12 protein-coding genes and 2 pseudogenes are annotated in these 17753 nt (G+C 50.5%); 1 reads left to right on the top strand and 13 read right to left on the bottom strand.

All coding sequences use genetic code 11. The features are described 5' to 3' along the window. Positions 1–97 precede the first annotated feature (97 nt). The 13 genes and pseudogenes from J2T20_RS00360 to J2T20_RS25685 form a co-directional block, all read right to left on the bottom strand. On the bottom strand, positions 98–328 hold the full coding sequence (locus J2T20_RS00360; RefSeq protein WP_307584492.1) for a hypothetical protein: 231 nt from the start codon (positions 326–328) through the stop codon (positions 98–100). Between the two features lie 457 nt (positions 329–785). Then, complete coding sequence (locus J2T20_RS00365) at positions 786–1109, bottom strand: cupin domain-containing protein (RefSeq protein WP_307584494.1); 324 nt, start codon at positions 1107–1109, stop codon at positions 786–788. An 85-nt stretch (positions 1110–1194) separates the two neighbouring features. Further along, on the bottom strand, positions 1195–4404 hold the full coding sequence (locus J2T20_RS00370) for a polysaccharide lyase family 8 super-sandwich domain-containing protein (protein WP_307584496.1): 3210 nt from the start codon (positions 4402–4404) through the stop codon (positions 1195–1197). Positions 4405–4494: 90 nt separating this feature from the next. After that, positions 4495–5691 (bottom strand): glycoside hydrolase family 88 protein, encoded by a 1197-nt coding sequence (locus J2T20_RS00375; RefSeq protein ID WP_307584498.1) that lies wholly within the window; start codon positions 5689–5691, stop codon positions 4495–4497. A gap of 66 nt (positions 5692–5757) precedes the next feature. Then, positions 5758–7899 carry a heparinase II/III domain-containing protein gene (locus J2T20_RS00380; RefSeq protein WP_307584500.1) on the bottom strand — a complete coding sequence of 714 codons (2142 nt, stop codon included), beginning with the start codon at positions 7897–7899 and terminating at the stop codon, positions 5758–5760. A gap of 19 nt (positions 7900–7918) precedes the next feature. Beyond that, entirely contained in the window at positions 7919–8740 is an 822-nt protein-coding gene (locus J2T20_RS00385) for a carbohydrate ABC transporter permease (protein ID WP_307585079.1), read from the bottom strand. Between the two features lie 123 nt (positions 8741–8863). Further along, positions 8864–9763: a carbohydrate ABC transporter permease gene (locus J2T20_RS00390; RefSeq protein ID WP_307584502.1), complete on the bottom strand. Its 900-nt coding sequence runs from the start codon at positions 9761–9763 to the stop codon at positions 8864–8866. Positions 9764–9856: 93 nt separating this feature from the next. Continuing rightward, entirely contained in the window at positions 9857–11239 is a 1383-nt protein-coding gene (locus J2T20_RS00395; protein ID WP_307584504.1) for an ABC transporter substrate-binding protein, read from the bottom strand. 135 nt (positions 11240–11374) lie between these two features. Next, complete coding sequence (locus tag J2T20_RS00400; RefSeq protein WP_307584506.1) at positions 11375–13006, bottom strand: response regulator; 1632 nt, start codon at positions 13004–13006, stop codon at positions 11375–11377. Continuing rightward, positions 12969–14771: a cache domain-containing sensor histidine kinase gene (locus J2T20_RS00405; protein ID WP_307584508.1), complete on the bottom strand. Its 1803-nt coding sequence runs from the start codon at positions 14769–14771 to the stop codon at positions 12969–12971. The genes J2T20_RS00400 and J2T20_RS00405 overlap by 38 nt, the downstream gene beginning before the upstream one ends. 518 nt (positions 14772–15289) lie before the next feature. Beyond that, entirely contained in the window at positions 15290–15424 is a 135-nt protein-coding gene (locus J2T20_RS00410; protein WP_307584510.1) for a hypothetical protein, read from the bottom strand. A gap of 41 nt (positions 15425–15465) precedes the next feature. After that, positions 15466–15576, bottom strand: a pseudogene (locus tag J2T20_RS25680) (NADP-dependent oxidoreductase); the annotation flags it as partial. Positions 15577–15589: 13 nt separating this feature from the next. Further along, positions 15590–15699 (bottom strand): annotated as a pseudogene (locus J2T20_RS25685) (NADP-dependent oxidoreductase); the annotation flags it as partial. Positions 15700–16467: 768 nt separating this feature from the next. On the opposite strand from J2T20_RS25685, the gene J2T20_RS00420 reads away from it, so the two are divergent. Beyond that, positions 16468–17184 (top strand): site-specific integrase, encoded by a 717-nt coding sequence (locus J2T20_RS00420; RefSeq protein WP_307585081.1) that lies wholly within the window; start codon positions 16468–16470, stop codon positions 17182–17184. The last annotated feature ends 569 nt before the right edge of the window (positions 17185–17753 follow it).

Here is a 17753-nt window from a genome sequence, read left to right on the forward strand (position 1 = left end):
ATCCTAAGATTGTTAAAGATATACTGGGAAACGGCACAACAGTATGGCGATATGCTTTTTGGATTAAAGGTTGAAGATAATAGAACCGAAGTATTAGTTACTGCTCATACACCAGAAGATGAATTGTTAACACCGATTCAATAATACTCATGTTAATAAATTGACCGCCTTTCATCAAAGCGTTGTATTGGAGTAAATAATCCTGTAGAGATGTGTGCCAATCATCGAAATAAGCTCCACCAAGCAAGCCGGTTACCTGGAACAATAAAAGGATGCAACAAGGGCGATAAATGGCGCCATAATAAGTGGAAGTCAATACTATCATCATATGAACATACAAAAATCCGCCAGACTCTTAGAAACCTTGTTCTAGCGGATTTTTTAGTTATGGAGCCTAGGAGGATGTTCATGCGGAACCGGTTTACTTTGAAAAAGCTTCAATTTGTCCGGGTTTGCTGCCCATCAAGATCAGCCATAACAATTTTGCCAAGCCGGATAGCTTGCATCAATTAATACAAACCAATCGACTGTTACTGGTAAGGCTAACTAAGCAGGATTGGGCATCAGCCCCAGTGTCCAAACACACAGACCCACAGACTGCTGTGCTCCGCTGGACAAACTGAGCAACCCAGAAGGATGGTTTATGGCGCAAAGCATATGAATCCTTATATTTTAAAAAAACACCCCTTGTAACTTCATCGGTTAAACCCCGAAGGCTTATCCCAATGTTATTCTCAAGGGGTGTGCTATACTTCCGGGGATTTTATAGAGCCGGGCCTCATGGATTAGCGTGTGCTCAAAAGATCCTCCCGAAGCGGCGTAAAGGTATCAAGCAACGCCCCTACTTCCAGGGCGATCGTACCGTGGACCGCTCCACCCGGTATGACGAGAGTTTCGCCTTGGCGAAGCAAATAGTTTTCCCCGTTAATCCGAAACTCGAAGCTTCCTCTCAAACAGTACGTCATTTGCTCGTGGGGATGGGAATGCTCGTAACCTTTCGAGCCTTTTTCAAAATGCACTTCCATCATCATCAGCGATTGGCCCGGCTTGAAAATTCGACGCTTCACTCCAGGCTCGGCTTGTTCCCAAACGGTATAATCCTTAGCCATGTATACACCTCCTCCCATTCACACGTTCCGTTTAATGGCTTCATCTAAGGCTTGGTCGGTTCTTTGCCTCTTGCGGTATCCCTACTTATTGATTGATATCCAATACAGGGCTGGCAGAAGCCAATGTCTGTTCCTTGGAGCCATAAATTACGTCCCCGTTGCTTCCTGTATTGGAAGGAGCGTATACCGTGATCGACAACGAGCCGCCAGACGTGATAGCGGCATTTACTTGCGCAGTCACGTCAATTTCCACTGGAACCCCCACAGCCATTCCGGTCCATTCGTCAATTACGGTGCCTGCAGCAGGCTTATTGTTCCAGACAATGCCCGTCTCCGTCCAATCTCCAGTGGCTACAGCTATAGCATTTACGTTGCTTGCCGCCCCAACGTAAGTCGGCACCAGCCTGATCTTGGCCTCCGAGACTGGAGAGCTGAAAGTGGACAAATCGAAGCGTAAATACGATGTGCGCGTATATCCGCTGGAGCTGTTCTTGATTACCAGGGAATTCGCTGTACCGTAATTGGTAGAGGCATACGTGCCGTCCCGTACGTACGCATCCGCAGCGGGTAAAGCACTTAACAGATGTACAGCTGCCGACGGCTCGCCCTCTCCCGCTGCATTATATGCGGCAACGACATAATAATAGTTCGTGCTGTTCAACAGACCCGTTACGGTGCCTGTTGTGGCTGTTCCAACATCCAGCGTAGAGGAGTAGACTCCCGGAGCGGTGCCGTATTTAATGCGATATCCGCTCGCTCCGCTGACAGGTGTCCAGCTCAGGGTCGCCTGCCCCTTCCCGCCAGACAGGGTGCTAATCACTGGCGCCGCGGGCGTCAGGTCAAACTTCACACGCAGGGAACTGCCCTTCTTGCCATTCACGTTAACCGAGAGCTTAATCGTTGGGCTCAATTGAGTGACGGTAATTCCTGGATCGGCCGAGAGTACACCCGAAGCACTGCTGTTGATCTCCAGCTGGATGCTGCCGGTATTGGCCTGCGTAGGATCGGACACCGTCACCTCCGTTTCTGTTTCAGACAGCTTCAGTAGAACGGAGGCTTTGCTGTTGCTGGTAATGCCGCCGACGGTTTTGCTCGCCGAATTCCAGAAGTTCACCGCTGTCAGATTCAGATGGTTCTCTTTCACTGCTTGTGCCTCTGTCGAATTCTCCAGCACGGTATACCCCGGATTAGCTGCGTAATCCGCCGTCTGGGCTGCGCTGAAGTTGGGAAGCAGCGCATACTGATAGCCCGCTGCGCCGGATGCGGTCCCGTGATCGAACCATATTGTCTGGAACCGGTTAGTCTTCGTATCGGTCACCAGCGAGCTGGAGTGGATATCCGTCCACTTGCCGGTGCGGCTCTCACGGAGGGTCTGCAATGTCGGCGCTTCGGGGAAATAATACCCTACGTCCGATCCGCTGGCTGTATTGCCTGCAAGGTGCATCCAGTTCACCCCGGTATAACTCTGGGTTCCTTGTGTAAGCGAGGTGGACTGCGCCGTTCCATTGACCTCGAAGGCATTGCTTCCTGTCCCGTTCAGCTTGCGGTTATCGACAATCGTCTCAATCGTACGGCCCGAAGTGCTCGTGATTCCTGCTCCCAAGGCGACAATCTCATCGTCGAACATGAACCAGGACTTCTTGCCGGTCAGCGTTCCACCGTATGGATCGAGCTGCATGCCCGCAGTGCCATACGTTCCATCGCTCGCTCCGCCCACCCAATTCATTGATGTCGTAGCGCTCTGTCCGACCGCATTGGAGAGCGTTCCTGTATCCACGGTCGTGCCTGCCAGCCGGTACGGATTGACCGTAGGCCAGTAGTTATCGTCGTACTGACTGAGATCCTGATTGTAGAGATAGGTCATGCCGTCGCCCATATGCCAGCCATGCAGATTATCCCCGTTGATCGACTCGTACCGGGCGATCCGGCTGGAGGACATCGCCAGTCCAAAGCCAAAGCCCGGACGAAGCTGTACGAACCGGTCAGACTCAGGGAAGGCAATATTCCCGATGAGTTCTCCCCTGGCTGCAGTAGATGTATCACTTATCAGCTCTTTGGCCAGGTTGATGTAGAAAATCGAATTGCCTCCGCCGATAAAGCTCCGGTACGTATCCTTCGTAACCCATTCCTTAACCATACTTCGATAATCGTTAGCATTGGATGCGGGCGCAAAGGTGCTTAATAGAAGGATCGATTGCGTTGCAGCAAAGCCATAGTAGTGATCATCCGCGGTGGAGTAAGCGATGGTGCGCCCGCGAAGCATCGACATCAGCGAGCCGTTGTAGATCGCCGGTTCATAGGTGTCATATACCCAATCATACAGATTGTTGCTTTCCGGGTCTGTTATTTCCCAAGTGGAGCCATTCAGCAGGTAGACGAGATTGACAATGTACTGTAAGTATGTTGTCCCATAATTGCCGAAGTAAGGATGCTTGGTATGCTGAATGAACGAGCCGTCTGTATGCATACCGTCTCCTGTACTCACATAGGAAAATACGTTATTCACTCCACTTGTGGAGGTTGAGAGCGTTGTAGCGTCGCTGAGACCGTCTCTGCCAAGCGCGACCGCCGCGCTGTCTTTAATCAGGATGCCGCGAAGCGTAACCACCCAGCTTTTCTCCACACGATTTGCCCCGGTAGCGGTAGCGCTGTTCTGGGGAGCCCGGTTCGGATCGGGGGTGAACTTGTTGATTGCATTCATATAGTTGGTAATTTGAGTTGCGGTTAAGTCGTCATACATCAGCACGACAGCATCCAGCAGCCCCCTTGGACCGGATAGCTCCCAGTGATACCAGTTATTGTAGATGGTTTTATCGGGGTTGTAACGGTTCGCGTACATCCAGTCCAAGGCTCCGACGATATCGTCGCGCAGCGCGGTGTTCCCATAGAGCGGATTGTAGGCCGGTGAGTTCGGATCACTGCTGCCGACTGTCGCATAGGCCAGCGCCATCGACCGGATCCGGTTATATTGATAGACGATTTCCGCGGAGACCGTTGTGCTGGTCAGATCCGTCCATAGACAGCCGCAGCTCGTCTGGTTCGAGCCCGTTTGAAGCGTATCCCAGAAGCCGGTTCCTTCGTCATTTTGTACCACGCTAACGGTGAGTGCAATCTGATTGGCAATGTCGGGGTCCTCGATGTCTGCAGACGAACCGCCCGTGAGAACAGTCTTCCACTTTTCTCTGAGCGTATCGAATTCATCAGCGGCCATCACTCGGGGCACAGCGCTTCCCATTGTACCGAACAACGAAAAAATAAGAACAAACAAGCTCACATATGAAATCGTTTTTCTCACCTTACATCAGCCTCCCAGTTTTCGAATTCTCAATCACCGTAATACGTTTAGTCTGCCAAGGCTACGGCCCTGGCATAGCTCGCTCTCAGGTTACAGAACCGGAGCCTTGTCCACATGTGGACGTTCATACCAGTAGCCCGGCACACCATTCCAGATCCGCATCAGCGCTTCCAGATAATAATAGTCGCCCCAGACCATGTATCCGTCGAGCCCCAGTTCGCCTCTCACATAATAGGAGCCATGGTCGATCAGTCCTTCCGCCTCCGGCTGTCCTATAGTCGAGAACGCTCCTGTCAGAGCTTCCATGGTCCGCGATAGAGCGGCTTGCAGCTGCTGCCGCAGCTCGTCATCCGGCTCGAGATGGGACAGCAGCTCCAGCATGCCGCATGCCGCGATGGCTGAGGCGGAACTGTCACGGATGGTATCCTGGTCTACGGGGACATCGAAATCCCAATAGACCACTCCGTCTTCGGGGATACGTTCGATAAAATAGCGGGCCATTCGCTTCGACGTTTCGAGAAAATCTTGTTGGCCGGTGTAGCGGTAGGAAAGAGCGAAGCCGTAAATACCCCATGCCTGGCCCCGCGTCCACGTCGATCCGTCCCGGAAACCCTGGTGGGTTCCCCCACGAATAGCCCCTCCGTCCTGGGGGTCGAAATAGAACGTATGGTACGACGAATCATCCCCTCTGATGAGAAAACGGCGGGCCTTTTCCGCATGCGCCTTTGCAATCGCCCCATACTTGTCATCCCCTGTCACGGCCCCCGCCCAATATAGTAAGGGCAGGTTCATCAGACAATCGATGATGATCCGTCCGCCATTCTCAGGATCACCCTCTGGCCCCCACGCCTGAATGACGCCTGCCGCCTCCCGCCATCTGCCGAGCAGATGATCCGCCGCGCGCAGGGCCAGCAACTTGAAACCCTCATTCCCTGTAACCACCCAGCCGGCAAAAGCGGACGGGCCATACAGGAAGCCAATGTCATGATGATCCAGCATCACCTTCGCCTCAAGACGTGCAGCAAAATCGTTCACCTGCAACTCGGCTTGCTGCCTGAAGAAAGAATCGCCGTCATACTCATAACAGAGCCACACAAGCCCGGTGTAGAAGCCTTCGATCCAGTCCTCACTCGAACCCCAGTCATACTCCTTGTTCCTTCCCATTCCGATATGGGGAAAATCTCCACCATGCCGCTGCAAATTCGCTTTCACTTTGGCGACAGCGTCTTCGATGGCGATCTTGATTCGCTGTTTGTCCGGCAGCTCCCGATTTGGTTCAGTGATCATGTAGAATTCATCCTTTCATGACTCCGCCCAGAAGGCCGGAGATCAAGTAACTTATGTCCCATTCTCCTAATTCGTAAGCTCAATAACTGACGCCTGGTCGGACCACAGCAGCCGCCATAACAGTTCCTTCCCCTTCGTACCTAATCGAATCTGAAATTCTCCTGCGCTGCAGTCGTTCACCTCCAAGGACAACCTCTCCATCCTCCCGAAGCCCTCGTCCTTGAAAGATAGATCTGATTCGTCAGCCGCATAATAGCTAAAAGCATTCACAAATACGATTTCCCGCCTACCGCCGCTCTGCACCCGCTGGCAGAGCGTCCGGCGGCTGCCGCTCATTGGAATATCGAGCGTCCGGGCCAGGAATGGTTCCACCGCCTCCGAGCACCAGCTCGCCTGGAGCAGCACTCCGTCTCCAGCCTTCCAACGATACGACGTTTCCGAATAGCGGCCTCCGCGCTGCACGTCATGCGTCCATTCGGGCGACAATGCGCAGAGCCGGCCAGGCCAAGCTCGCCACTGTGCACGAGACGCCTCCAGAGTCCCACTGATATGGTACAGCAGGTCAATGTCCCGGCTTGCGGGAACGCTGACTTTCACGATATCCAGCAGAGTCTCTTCCGTAAGGATATTGATCCGCCGGATGCAGGTGCCGCGATAGGCCGCATCATCCCACGTGCACATTTCTTCGGGAAGCGAGATGAAGCCCTTCATTTGGTAATGTACAGGCTCGCCGATCCAACTTACCCGGCTCTCCACGAGGCTCCCCCAGGATTCCCGGCGGTATTGAACCCATTCTCCGTCAGCCGGAGGCTGATCCTGACCGTTCAGCGCCACCGTATTATGCGCGTAAGTATGTTTGAACCAGCCGTAGTGAGCAGGCACCCCGTAGGCTGTCGTCCCCGGATCGACGAATAGCGGCACCCGGCCGGCACCGAACGATAGTCCGAGACGGTCCATATGGTCATGTTCACCACCGAATGTGCTGTGCTTGACTAGTAAATGCCAGCCTTTGCGGTTTACAAGTTTCGTCAAACCGCTGGCCGCCGACGACCTGTCGGATACAAGCATCTGTGCCAGATCGCCCCTGCGCGTCGCCCCCATCAGCGGCTGGCCGAACGCCAGCGCTTCGAACGAATCGCGCCGGGCTGCGGCGAATGAAAGGTTTTGCGGCCCAATTGTCGCATCATAACAATAGGCAAGCCGCAGCAGCTCAGCGTAACGTTCAGATCCATACCATGCATAGGCTACCTCGTAATAGGGAGCGAGATCAGCCAATCTTTTGCCAGAGCTGGCATCGTTAATATTGGGCAGTGTGCCGTCCGGAAGCAGATACCCCAGCGGAAAATCGAACAAACGCTTTATTGCGGGGTGTGTACGCAGCTCCCACTGAGTGCCTTCGACCAGAATGGCATATTTCAGCAGCGAGTCGAAGGCGTAATAATGATAGTGAAAATTCCCCTCATACCACAGACCGTCCTCCAGCACACCGTAAGCCAACTGATCATACAGGCCGAAAGGATTGTGCAATACGCTGTGCAGAAGCGCCTCATCTCCCAGCAGAAATCCCACAATGCCGATTGCCGAGGTAATCAGAACCGCATGATTGTGAATTTGCCGCTCCCTGTACATAGTGAGAAATTCGACGCATGGCCGCAGCAGCCCCTGCCGGATGGCCTCACGGTCCTCAGGCTCCAGCTTGTTTTGAATGAACGCGTAGGCGTAGCTTAGATCAATGATCCAATGCGCCTCATCGAGTGTCTGCGAGAACAGCTTGCCGGGGCCATTATAGGGGATGTTCCCATGAATCTCGTATCCCGTATAGTATCGGGCATACCGCAGAAGAACCTCCCTGACCTGGCCGAACGCGGCATCGTCACCATGAATCTGGCTGTGTAGCGCTACATCCCGCAGCATCCTGCCGATCTTGGTGTTCGCCAGCGTGACCCACGCGCCATCATAAGGTTCACCCTGCCATACTGTGCCGCAGGCAGGGCACTTATGGGCGTTCGGAAGAGACCAATCAAAGCCAAGCTGCGTTCCATCAAGTGGGCAGTAGTAATAATGAGACCATTGCCCTCGTTCGCCAGCGCCTATCTGATAGTGGATCAGACTGGCCTCCTCTGCTCGTGCTCCAAGCTGTTCCACCGCGTCCCGGTAGGCTGGATCCGCTGCGTTCCGCGAGAGCTGATCCAACCGAATTTGATTCATCGTGTTCTCCATTAGTCCCTTAGCCCTTAATCGAGCCGGCCGTCATCTGCATGAACGACTTGTTCGCCACCACATAAGCAACCAGCATGGGCAGCATGGACAGAACGGCCCCTCCCATCATGTAATGGGTCTGGGAGGCGGCGGATATTCCATAACGCAGGCTGGCCAGACCGACAGTGAGCACCTGAAGATTCGGTTGGCTCATCGTGAAGACGAGCGGCAGGATATACTCGTTCCAGGCATGCCGGAAGGCGAACAAACCGGCTACCCCAAGGCCCGGAGCGAGCAATGGCAGGACGATCCGCGAATAAATCCACAGCCTGGAACAGCCGTCAATCATGGCCGCCTCATCCAGTTCCCTCGGAATTCCCCGCATGAAGCTGACAAGGATAAAGTAGGTTGAAGCGTGCCCGCTGACAAGGATAATGATTACCGCCCACAGCGATGTTTGTAAATTCAAGCCCACCATGAGCTCGAACTGCGGACGCAGCACCACGGCGCCGATGGAAATGAACATCGTGGAAGCCTGGAGACCCACGTAGAACTTTTTGCCGAGGAAATCCATCCGGTCCACCGCATAGGCCGATATCGAAGCGATAAGGAGGGTGCCCGCCGTCGCAAAGACCGAAACGAACACACTGTTCCAGGTATATCTGGAGAAGTTCGCCAGCTTCCAGACATCCGCATAGTTTGATGGGTGCCACACCTTCGGCAAAAAGGTCGAACCGGCAGTTAATTCCGCATTCGATTTGAACGACCCGAGGAAAGCAATCACGATTGGAAATAGAATCAATACTGCCATGATCACCAGGAACCCCCATAACGCGACTTTGGTCAGCATCGAGACCAGGGAACGGGAAGTCACGGCAGACGTCTTCGCTTGTCGTAGCTTTATGGTTTTAGTAGTCATCTGTATACCTCCAGTTTCGCCGCGCACTGTTGTAGCAGCGAGCAGCTAAATACATTAATGGACTTGATTCAAGCGTTTCGATAACCTGAAGTAGAACAGCGTTACTACACCGACGATAATAGCTGTAACGAAGCCAACCGCGCTTCCGTAACCAAGCTGCTGCTCCATCGAGTTGCTCGACGTGGAGATCGGGAAAAAGAGCTTATAGACATACATGAACATAACCTCGGTCTTTCCGATCGGGCCGCCTTCTGTCAGCACCATAATGCTCTCATAGCCCTTCAAAGAGTTGATGATGGCAAGCATAATGACCATCTGAAGCACCGGACCCAGCATCGGAATCGTCACATAGATAAACTTCTGCCAGGCGTTCGCGCCATCCAGCGATGCGCTCTCATATATGTCATCCGGGATGCTCTGCAGCCCGGCGATCAGCAGCAGCATATAGTTGCCTATCGCGCCCCAGGCCGCAATCAGGATCACGGTCAGCATGGCTTTATCCACGCCGAGCCAATCGACATTTCGCTCCACAATTCCGTAACGAACGAGTAATTGATTGAGCACACCATTATACGAGTTGAATACAGTAAAAAATACGACAGACATAACCGAAGCACTTATGATGGTGGGCAAAAAATAAACCCCCCGCAGAAAGCCTTTACCGCGAATCCCCCGGTTCAAAATAACCGCCAGGATCAGCGAGAGCGGCAGAGTAATCGCCAGTTTGCCGCCCGCATAGACGAACGTATTGACGACTGAATTCCAATACGCCTCGTCCGACAACAGCCGGACGAAGTTGTCGAGTCCGACGAAACGCTCCGTACCGTAACCTTTATAATCGTAAAACATATATCGCATAGCCCAGCCAATTGGATACACGCTAAATATCAGCGTAAGCACCAGACTGGGCAGCGAGAACCAGAAACCCGGAAGCTTCTGCTTCAGATTTCTCATAAGCTTTTCCTCCTAACGCGAGTTATTTTTAGCCTTGCACCTAGCTTTGAAAGAATCGGAGCCGGCAGTTGCTTCCTGACCGGCCCCGTATCATTATTGAGCGAATGCTCCGCCCAGTTTCGTCGGATCAAAGCCCGGATCAGCTTCAATCTCCACATCCCCGGTCTCAATCGCTTTGGCGAACGCTGCATTGTAACGTGTATTCAAATCTTCAACTTCCTTGTCCAGATCGCCGCCCTGCAGCATGTACTTAAAGAACGTCTCCTGATAACCGGCTCCCTCTACATTCACTGTTGGCTTGATCGGCCATACACCGTCATCCTTGTTGGGCAAGAAGCCCTCAATACCGTTGATATCCGGCTGCTTCGCCTTGGCAATAATTTGGGACACCATCGAGATACCATAACCCTGTTCATGATAATCCTGCAGAATTTGGTCACCGTACATATAATTGATAAACTTCCAGGCAGCGTCTTTCTTGTCGGAATTGGCGCTGATCGCCAGCCACTGTCCGCCCAGGAAACCCGAGGCCCCTTTCACCGTGCCGTCAATTGTCGGTACAGGTGCTGCCGCCCAATTGATCTTGGCCGGGAATTGACTCTTGTACACGCCAGGTTCGGAGGAGTAGGACATATACATGCCGATCTTGCCTTCGGCAAATTGCGCACGCAGCGGGTCAATATCCAGCGCCTCCATCCCCGGAAGGGCGCTTCCGTCATCATACATCTGCTTGAAGGCCTTGGCGATTTCCTTAAAGCCGGTGAAATCGTATTGGGCTGTCTTGAAGTCGAAGCCAAAACCACCGTAGCCGCTCAATTCCGCGATCACTCTCGCCGAACGGTCCCAGGCACTGTTCGGACTCTTGAAAGGCAGTGCAAAACCGTAAGCGCCGATGTCCTTCCCGGCTTCCGTCAGCAGCTTGGCGTCCTCCACCATCTCCGCTAGCGATGTCGGCGGGTTCTGGATGCCCGCCTTGTCAAAGAGATCCTTGTTATAAATAAGCCGCATTGTGCTGCCATAGTTGGGCAGGCTGTACATCTTGCCGTCAAATTGGTTCAAGTTGGGCATGACCATGAACTCCTGCTTTTGTGCATCTGTCAAATACTCGTCGATCGGAGCCATATAGCCTTTTTTGTAATACGTCTGAATCGTGCCTTCTTTGACCCGGAATACATCGGGAGCCTGATTGGCTGCAAAGGATAAATCGAGCGCTTGCGCGTAATCATCCGCTTTCACCACATACTCCACTTCGATATTGTCCGTATTGGTGGCGTTGAATTCGTCGATCACTTGCTTGATATAATCCGAGTCATGACGATCAATTGTCCAATACGAAATCTTTGTCTTCTCCTGGGCTCCAGCCCCCGTGCTCTGGGATAACTGATCTGTACTTGATCCATTCGAAGCGTTGCTGCTACAGGCGGTGAGGCCCACCGACAATACCAACCCCAGGGAAACTGCCATACTCTTCTTCATGTGAGATAACCTCCTGTTTTGATGTCCTTATACTTGCACCCTTATGTGACTTCTAGGCGTCTGCTATTATTGTAAATAAATATAGGGACGCTCAACATGGGGCAAAACAAAGATAAAGGGCAGAAATCCGCCCTTTTATCTCTGTCCCATGTAAGCATCCCTAAATTCGGAGGGGGTCTGCCCCGTCACTCGTTTGAATACATCGCTAAAGTAACGCCTGTGCTCATAGCCGAGCGACTGGGCGATTTCCTGTACCTGGTAATTCTCGATCAGCAGCAGCTTGGCCCGCTCAATCCGCTCATTCGTCACAAATTGGTTGAAGGTCACTCCGGAGTGCTTTTTGAACTGGCTGGCGAAGTAGCCCCCGCTCAGATTCATCTGCCTTGCGCAATGCTCGACCGTGAGGTCCAGATGCAGATGGGCCCGGATATACTCCGTCGCCCGATAGATCAGTCTCTCGGCATCGCTCATCCGCTCCCGTTCAATCCAGTCGCAGCCGGCGCTGCACATGTCCTTGATCAGCTGTTGAAAATACTTAATGGTGAACTCTCCCTGGCCGTCCCGGCCTCGAATCGCCTGATGAAAAGGCAGCATGACTGCTTCCGGTACCCATTCATACAAGGCACGCAGAACGACAAACGCCAGTTCGAAATACAAGCTGCGGAGATAAAGGGGATCCGGCAGCGGGTAAATACGGTGCATATCATTAAAGATGAGATCCAGTGCATTCGAAGACTGCTCTATGCTTCCCGATCGTAATGCAAGAAGCAGCTCGCGCTCCAGTTCTACCGCGTATCGCGGGTAAAACTCCTCCTCCTGCGGGGGATTCAGATCATCAAAGACTGCATTCCCTTCCTCATGAATATGGCTGGCCAACGCCTTCATTGCCGACTTGTAGGACTGAGGAAGCTCATGAAGCTCGCTGACAGCCTTTCCGATGCCGACCGAAACTGAGAACTCGGTGCCGGACGCGATGTTGGCGCAGCATTCCTCGGCAAGCCGCCTTGTCTCACTCAGCTCCCCGCAGCCAATGATACCTGCGTAGGAGTTCGGACCATCCCGGCAGACAAGCCCTCGATTCGCCTGGCCGATGGTATCCTTGAAAATCTGCTGCAGCGTATACCGGGCCAGTTCAATATCGTGGATTGGCTGTGACAGGTACTGGAAGCTGTCAATCTCGATCAGGAAAACAGCGAGCCGTTCCGGCTTGTCTCCCCCCTGCATTTCCTCCCAATACCGCTTGGCATCCTCCGGCTTCGTCTCATGCCTGAGCAATCTGCCCATATATTCCTGACGGAGCAGCGGCAGGCTCTCATCCACCTTTCGTTCCATATGCTGAATCTGCAGCTTCCGTTCATTCTCACGCTCAAGCACTTCCTTGGCGTCGAGCACAGCCTTGGTAATATCCTGAATGGAGAAGGGTTTCTTCACGAAGTCAAAAGCCCCAAGACGAATGGCCTGCTTGGCATATTCAAAGTCCGTATAGGCGCTCAGAATGATAATCTTGCAATGCGGATGAATCTCCAGAATCCTGCGCGTCATCTCCAGGCCGTCCATTTTGGGCATCCGGATATCGGTAACGATAATATCCGGATGGGTCTGTTCGATGAGCCGGATGCCTTCTTCCCCGTTCTTCGCAGTGCCTGCGACCGTGATGCTGTAGTTCTCCCACGGGATCTTGGTGGTGATTACTTCCACGGTACTTCGGATGTCATCAATCACACATAGCTCATACAACGCGGGCATCGTCCGATCCAGTGTAGCCATCTGTCATCTCCTCCTTGCGCATTGAGATCATTAATTCCACTCTGCAGCCCTGACCCGGCTTGCCGGCGAATCGAACAGACGCAGCCTGTCCGTAATACAGCCGAAGCCTGTCCCTGATGTTACGAAGTGCGTACCCCTTATGAGACATCGACGGCTCTGGCAGCAATGGCCGCTGTCCCTCCGAATTCATGCCAATGCCATTATCCTCTACCACAATGCGCAGCATATCTCCGTCACCAGCACGGCTTAACTCGATCAGAATGAATCCTCCCTCCTCGATATCACGAAAGCCGTGCAGAATCGCATTCTCCACTAGTGGCTGCAGCATCAGCTTCGGGATGCAGTACGACAGGATGGACTCATCCTCCACGGCAATCTGGAAGTCAAAGCGGCCCTCGTAGCATTGTTGCTGCAGCATCAGATAGTAACGGACATGGGACAATTCTTCCTCTATTCGCACAATATCCCGGCCCTGGCTGAGTCCAAGTTGGAACATCGAGGACAACGCCAGAATCATCTCATTCACATCATCGTTATCTCCGAGAATTGACTTGCAGTAGATCGTATTTAGCGTGTTGTACAGGAAATGCGGCTCCATCTGGGCCGACAAGGCCTTGATCTCTGTCCTGCGCTTCTCCTCCTCGCCATCCTTAACCTCCTTGATCAGTTTCTTAATCTCATCCAGCATGAAGTTGAAACGCATGCCCACCTGCGACACCTCATCCCTGTATTCACTGTGAAACCTTGCATTCAGATCGTTGTTCTCCACCCGCGCCATCAGCTTCTGCAGTCGGCCGAGCGGACGCAACAGGAGCTTGGTAATTACATTTGAAGTTAGAAATACGAGAATCATGGAGCCTATGATGAGGAGAAGCGTCGTCCACTTGATCGCTTCAACCTGCTTCAGCACCTCCCGCTTCGACTGTATATCGTATAGTAGCCAGTTCTTCCCCATCTCCAGCCGGGCGTAATTCACCATATACTCATCATCGTTCAATTCGCTGATGAAGTTGCCCTGCCTGTCGGCACCGAACTGGGCAAGAAATTCCGAGGTGCTCCCTATGTAACCCGATACGGATGAAGCACTGCCCAATACTGAATTGCCCCTCTCATCGATCAAAGAGAATCCCGTTGATCGGCTAATCTCGCTGACGATCAAATTCTGCAAATCCTTCACCTTGATATTGACCACAATGTACACGTCATACAGCGGAGAGGAACCGGAGCCGTCCAGCACTAAAGAGATCACCTGCTCATTGCCGTAGAAGAATCGGTCTTCATGCCCTGCCACCCAGATTGCGCGATTGCTCGCCTGGATCTGCTTGTACATATCGGATTCATAGAAAGAGTATTGGCTAAGCCGCGTATAATTGGTGGGATAAAAATCGCCGATCGGCGTCGTTAGAACGATGGACTGAATGAAGGTGTCGTTGAACTTGAGTTGCGCCAGAATTGGCTGGAGGGCTGTGAGGCGGGCATAGTAGCGGCTCGAATCATTCGAGGATACATCTCGAAGGATGCCTTGATAAGCGTCGCTCATCTTGAGCGACAAGATCGACAGGACGATCTTCTTCAGCTTCTCGTCAAGTACTTGGGCCGACTTGTTGATCGTATCCTGGCGCAGCTGTAGCGCATTCTGTTCAACGACCCGCGAGGAGATGGTATACGAAATCCATCCGGTCGCGGCAATAGCCACAGTCATCAGCGTTACGAAAGAGTACCATATCCGTTGTCTGAAGGATAACCGATGAAGCAGCCTGCTCATACCCATTCCTCCGTGTTCGATTTCTGATGTCCTATGAACGAGCAAAGAATTTGTTAAGAATTATAACATCATTCATCCTAGAATAGTTGACATAAATAAAATATAAAAATCTAAGCTAAGCAATTAGGCTCACTTCACATCCGGCTGAAGCGCGGGTATTTCCCTTCGTTTTTTTGCAGTCTCCAACCGTATTATCAAATTCTCCAGAACTACTAAATTTCACCATTCCTCACATATCAGGTCCTCAAAAAACTCTTTACGTTAGGAATCCGTATGAGCGCAAACTCGCCTTTATGTCCCATTCCACACACATGTTTAACCCCAGAAAATCGAATGTATCGGTTATCCCCAGAATTTCGCTTTTCGTCCCTCGCAAATCGTCCAAAGATCATGTGATGCGTCTATGCCTCCGCAACTACAGAATTGAATGATGACCATGCATCTCCATGGATCTATGAAAGTAGTCTTTTAGAGTCTGTCTTAAGATTCCTCGTTTCTCTGAATATCGGAGGTGAAACTTACACCATAAATAAGCCTGAGCCGTTGAACACATTAATAACGCCAATGCCAGAAAAGCTGTTGGACTGCCCAGTCCCTTGTTCCCTCTGATCCCCTATCTTGTGCCAAAGCTCATCCAGCTTCTCCTTACTCATGCCGCTACCGTTATTCTTGATGCTCCCAGCTCCCGAGTTCGATCAAATCCTTCTATTATCGTCTCCTCGTATTTCAGTTTATCTTCCGACAGCCATCTGTCGTGTTGCTGAGCTCCTTCATCTAGACGGTCGGAATAGTCGCTAAGAACGAAGCTTAATCATGTAATAAAACGAGATTGCACCGCAGAGCGGAATTCTTACAAAGTCGTTTAGCAAACTCATCACGCATCAGTTACATCGCCTCCAACATTGTCGAAATACACATCAACACCGTTGACCGTAACCCTCCTGCTCCACCCAAGTCAGTCATATATCAGTCTCATCACTTCGGCTGTATCTTCTCCAATTACCATTTTGATACATCATTTTCACTACTATACTATTTTTGAAGGATTATGATATTTCAAGTCATTCTACGTCTACGTGTATGGCTTTGACTTGAAGTGTGATTTTCCCTTAAAATCAAATTGTTTAATTTCGCTATAATAAAACCTATCATTACAATATCAATTAATTTAGAAGTGAATATATGAAATATTTGCAAGATTCTCAAAATCCCCAAACTATTAACATTATGCTGAAACTCTAGAAATAAACCTGTTAAAGGAAGAGAATAGTTAATCGAAAAGGCATAGAACAGAAAATCGTACACTTGCAGACTTGAATTGACCTGAACGATAATAGACCATAAACTATAGGCATCGAAAACATTGCGTTAGGTAGAGTCAAAAAAATACAAAGCATTAATAACTGAAAGGAAATATAGTATTTTTCATCTAACTTTGACCAAGGATTATCGGATTGAAGATATCTTATCCCTCTCACACAATCATAATAAATATAAAAAACTAATATCAATGTAGTCTCAATCATCGAGATTATAAAAACTGCCCAACCCCAAAATTCTCCAGGTTTTGTTAAAAGCCAAGAGTTTTTTAAAACACCTATAGAAGTTAGTATAAGGCAAACAAATGGGCTTACAAAAAATAAAATCTTCCATAAATATTTTCTGTTAAAAAAGAATAGAGTTATATACTCTTAATATTAAAAAGCATATTACCCCATATTTTCATAACCATGAAATGGGAAAAATCACAACCCAAATGATTGAAAAGTTCTACTCGCATCTTTCTAAAGAAAGCGGTCTAGCCGAGCGAACCATTCAGGACATACACAAGATCGTCAAAAGCTCGTTCAAAACAGCGGTAAAGAGAAGGTATCTCTCTTACAATCCTGCGGCAGATGCGGAGGCTCCAAAAGTGCCACGTAAGGAAATGTCAGTTTGGAATCTGGAAGAGACTGTCCGTTTCCTTAAACTTTGCGACAAAAGTGATCTACATATTGCCTTTCTGTTGGCCTTAACAACGGGTGCGCGGCAATCGGAAATATTGGCCGTTCGCTGGCGCGATATCGACTTTGAAAATTGCGTTTTGCATATTCGTCAGACGTTAAGCCACGATGGTAAGCATATATACCAAGATACAAAAACGAAATCCAGTACCCGAACGATTTCGTTAATAGAGAAAACATTGGATAGTTTGAAGGAGCAACGTAAGAAAGTCAAAAAGCAGAAGCTTTTCGCTGGCTCTCATTATCAAGACAACGATTTAGTAATTTGCACCCAGTATGGAACCCCGATTAATCCTCGCAATTTGCTCCGCACTTTTTATAAACTGATGGAAAAAGCCGTTGTACCTAAAATCCGTTTTCATGACCTTAGACATACTGTAAAGCAACACTTATGCTTGCCAGAAATATAAACCCCAAAGTGGTAAAGGAAATTCTTGGGCACTCTGATATTCGAGTGACTCTAGACACCTACTCCCACGTTTTACCATCTGTTCATAAAGAGACCGCTAAGCAATATGGTGAGATGCTCTTCGCTTAATCCAAGTAATCGTCCCTCAGCAATCAGTCTCAAGACAAAACTGCTTTGTCAGCAATCGGGATTTTGCATGCTCAATAAATCACTCCAAAATACTCGAAGTTTAGTCAAATTCCCATAAAAAATGCTTAGTTCGACCAAATGTGTGATCACGTACAAATGTGGGCATTATTTCAACATGCAAAAAAGCCTTCAAACACTCGGAAATCCTTGTGTTTAAAGGCTTTTTTCTTTATGGAGCCTAGGGGGATCGAACCCCTGACCTCATCGCTGCCAGCGATGCGCTCTGGCGGGGTGGTTGGTTTCACTGTCCTAAGTCTTTGCTTGTTCTAATTGTCCAATTCGTCCGCCCGGTATCAATAGCGACTTTCATATGCAGCTTATCAAACGGGGGATGGGACGTATTCTCCATGAGTTAGTTAATCAGCAGTTATTGAATATTGT

The sequence above is a fragment of the Paenibacillus wynnii genome (genome assembly GCF_030812855.1).
Taxonomy (GTDB): Bacteria; Bacillota; Bacilli; order Paenibacillales; family Paenibacillaceae; genus Paenibacillus_AQ; species Paenibacillus_AQ wynnii_A.

Excerpts from the sequence above, each read along its gene's own strand:
- J2T20_RS00390 (WP_307584502.1), bottom strand. The coding sequence starts at position 9,763 with ATGAGAAATCTGAAGCAGAAGCTTCCGGGTTTCTGGTTCTCGCTGCCC.
- J2T20_RS00385 (WP_307585079.1), bottom strand. The coding sequence starts at position 8,740 with ATGCTGACCAAAGTCGCGTTATGGGGGTTCCTGGTGATCATGGCAGTA.
- J2T20_RS00410 (WP_307584510.1), bottom strand. The coding sequence starts at position 15,424 with ATGAGTAAGGAGAAGCTGGATGAGCTTTGGCACAAGATAGGGGATCAG.
- J2T20_RS00405 (WP_307584508.1), bottom strand. The coding sequence starts at position 14,771 with ATGAGCAGGCTGCTTCATCGGTTATCCTTCAGACAACGGATATGGTAC.
- J2T20_RS00360 (WP_307584492.1), bottom strand. The coding sequence starts at position 328 with ATGATGATAGTATTGACTTCCACTTATTATGGCGCCATTTATCGCCCT.
- J2T20_RS00400 (WP_307584506.1), bottom strand. The coding sequence starts at position 13,006 with ATGGCTACACTGGATCGGACGATGCCCGCGTTGTATGAGCTATGTGTG.
- J2T20_RS00375 (WP_307584498.1), bottom strand. The coding sequence starts at position 5,691 with ATGATCACTGAACCAAATCGGGAGCTGCCGGACAAACAGCGAATCAAG.
- J2T20_RS00380 (WP_307584500.1), bottom strand. The coding sequence starts at position 7,899 with ATGAATCAAATTCGGTTGGATCAGCTCTCGCGGAACGCAGCGGATCCA.
- J2T20_RS00395 (WP_307584504.1), bottom strand. The coding sequence starts at position 11,239 with ATGAAGAAGAGTATGGCAGTTTCCCTGGGGTTGGTATTGTCGGTGGGC.
- J2T20_RS00365 (WP_307584494.1), bottom strand. The coding sequence starts at position 1,109 with ATGGCTAAGGATTATACCGTTTGGGAACAAGCCGAGCCTGGAGTGAAG.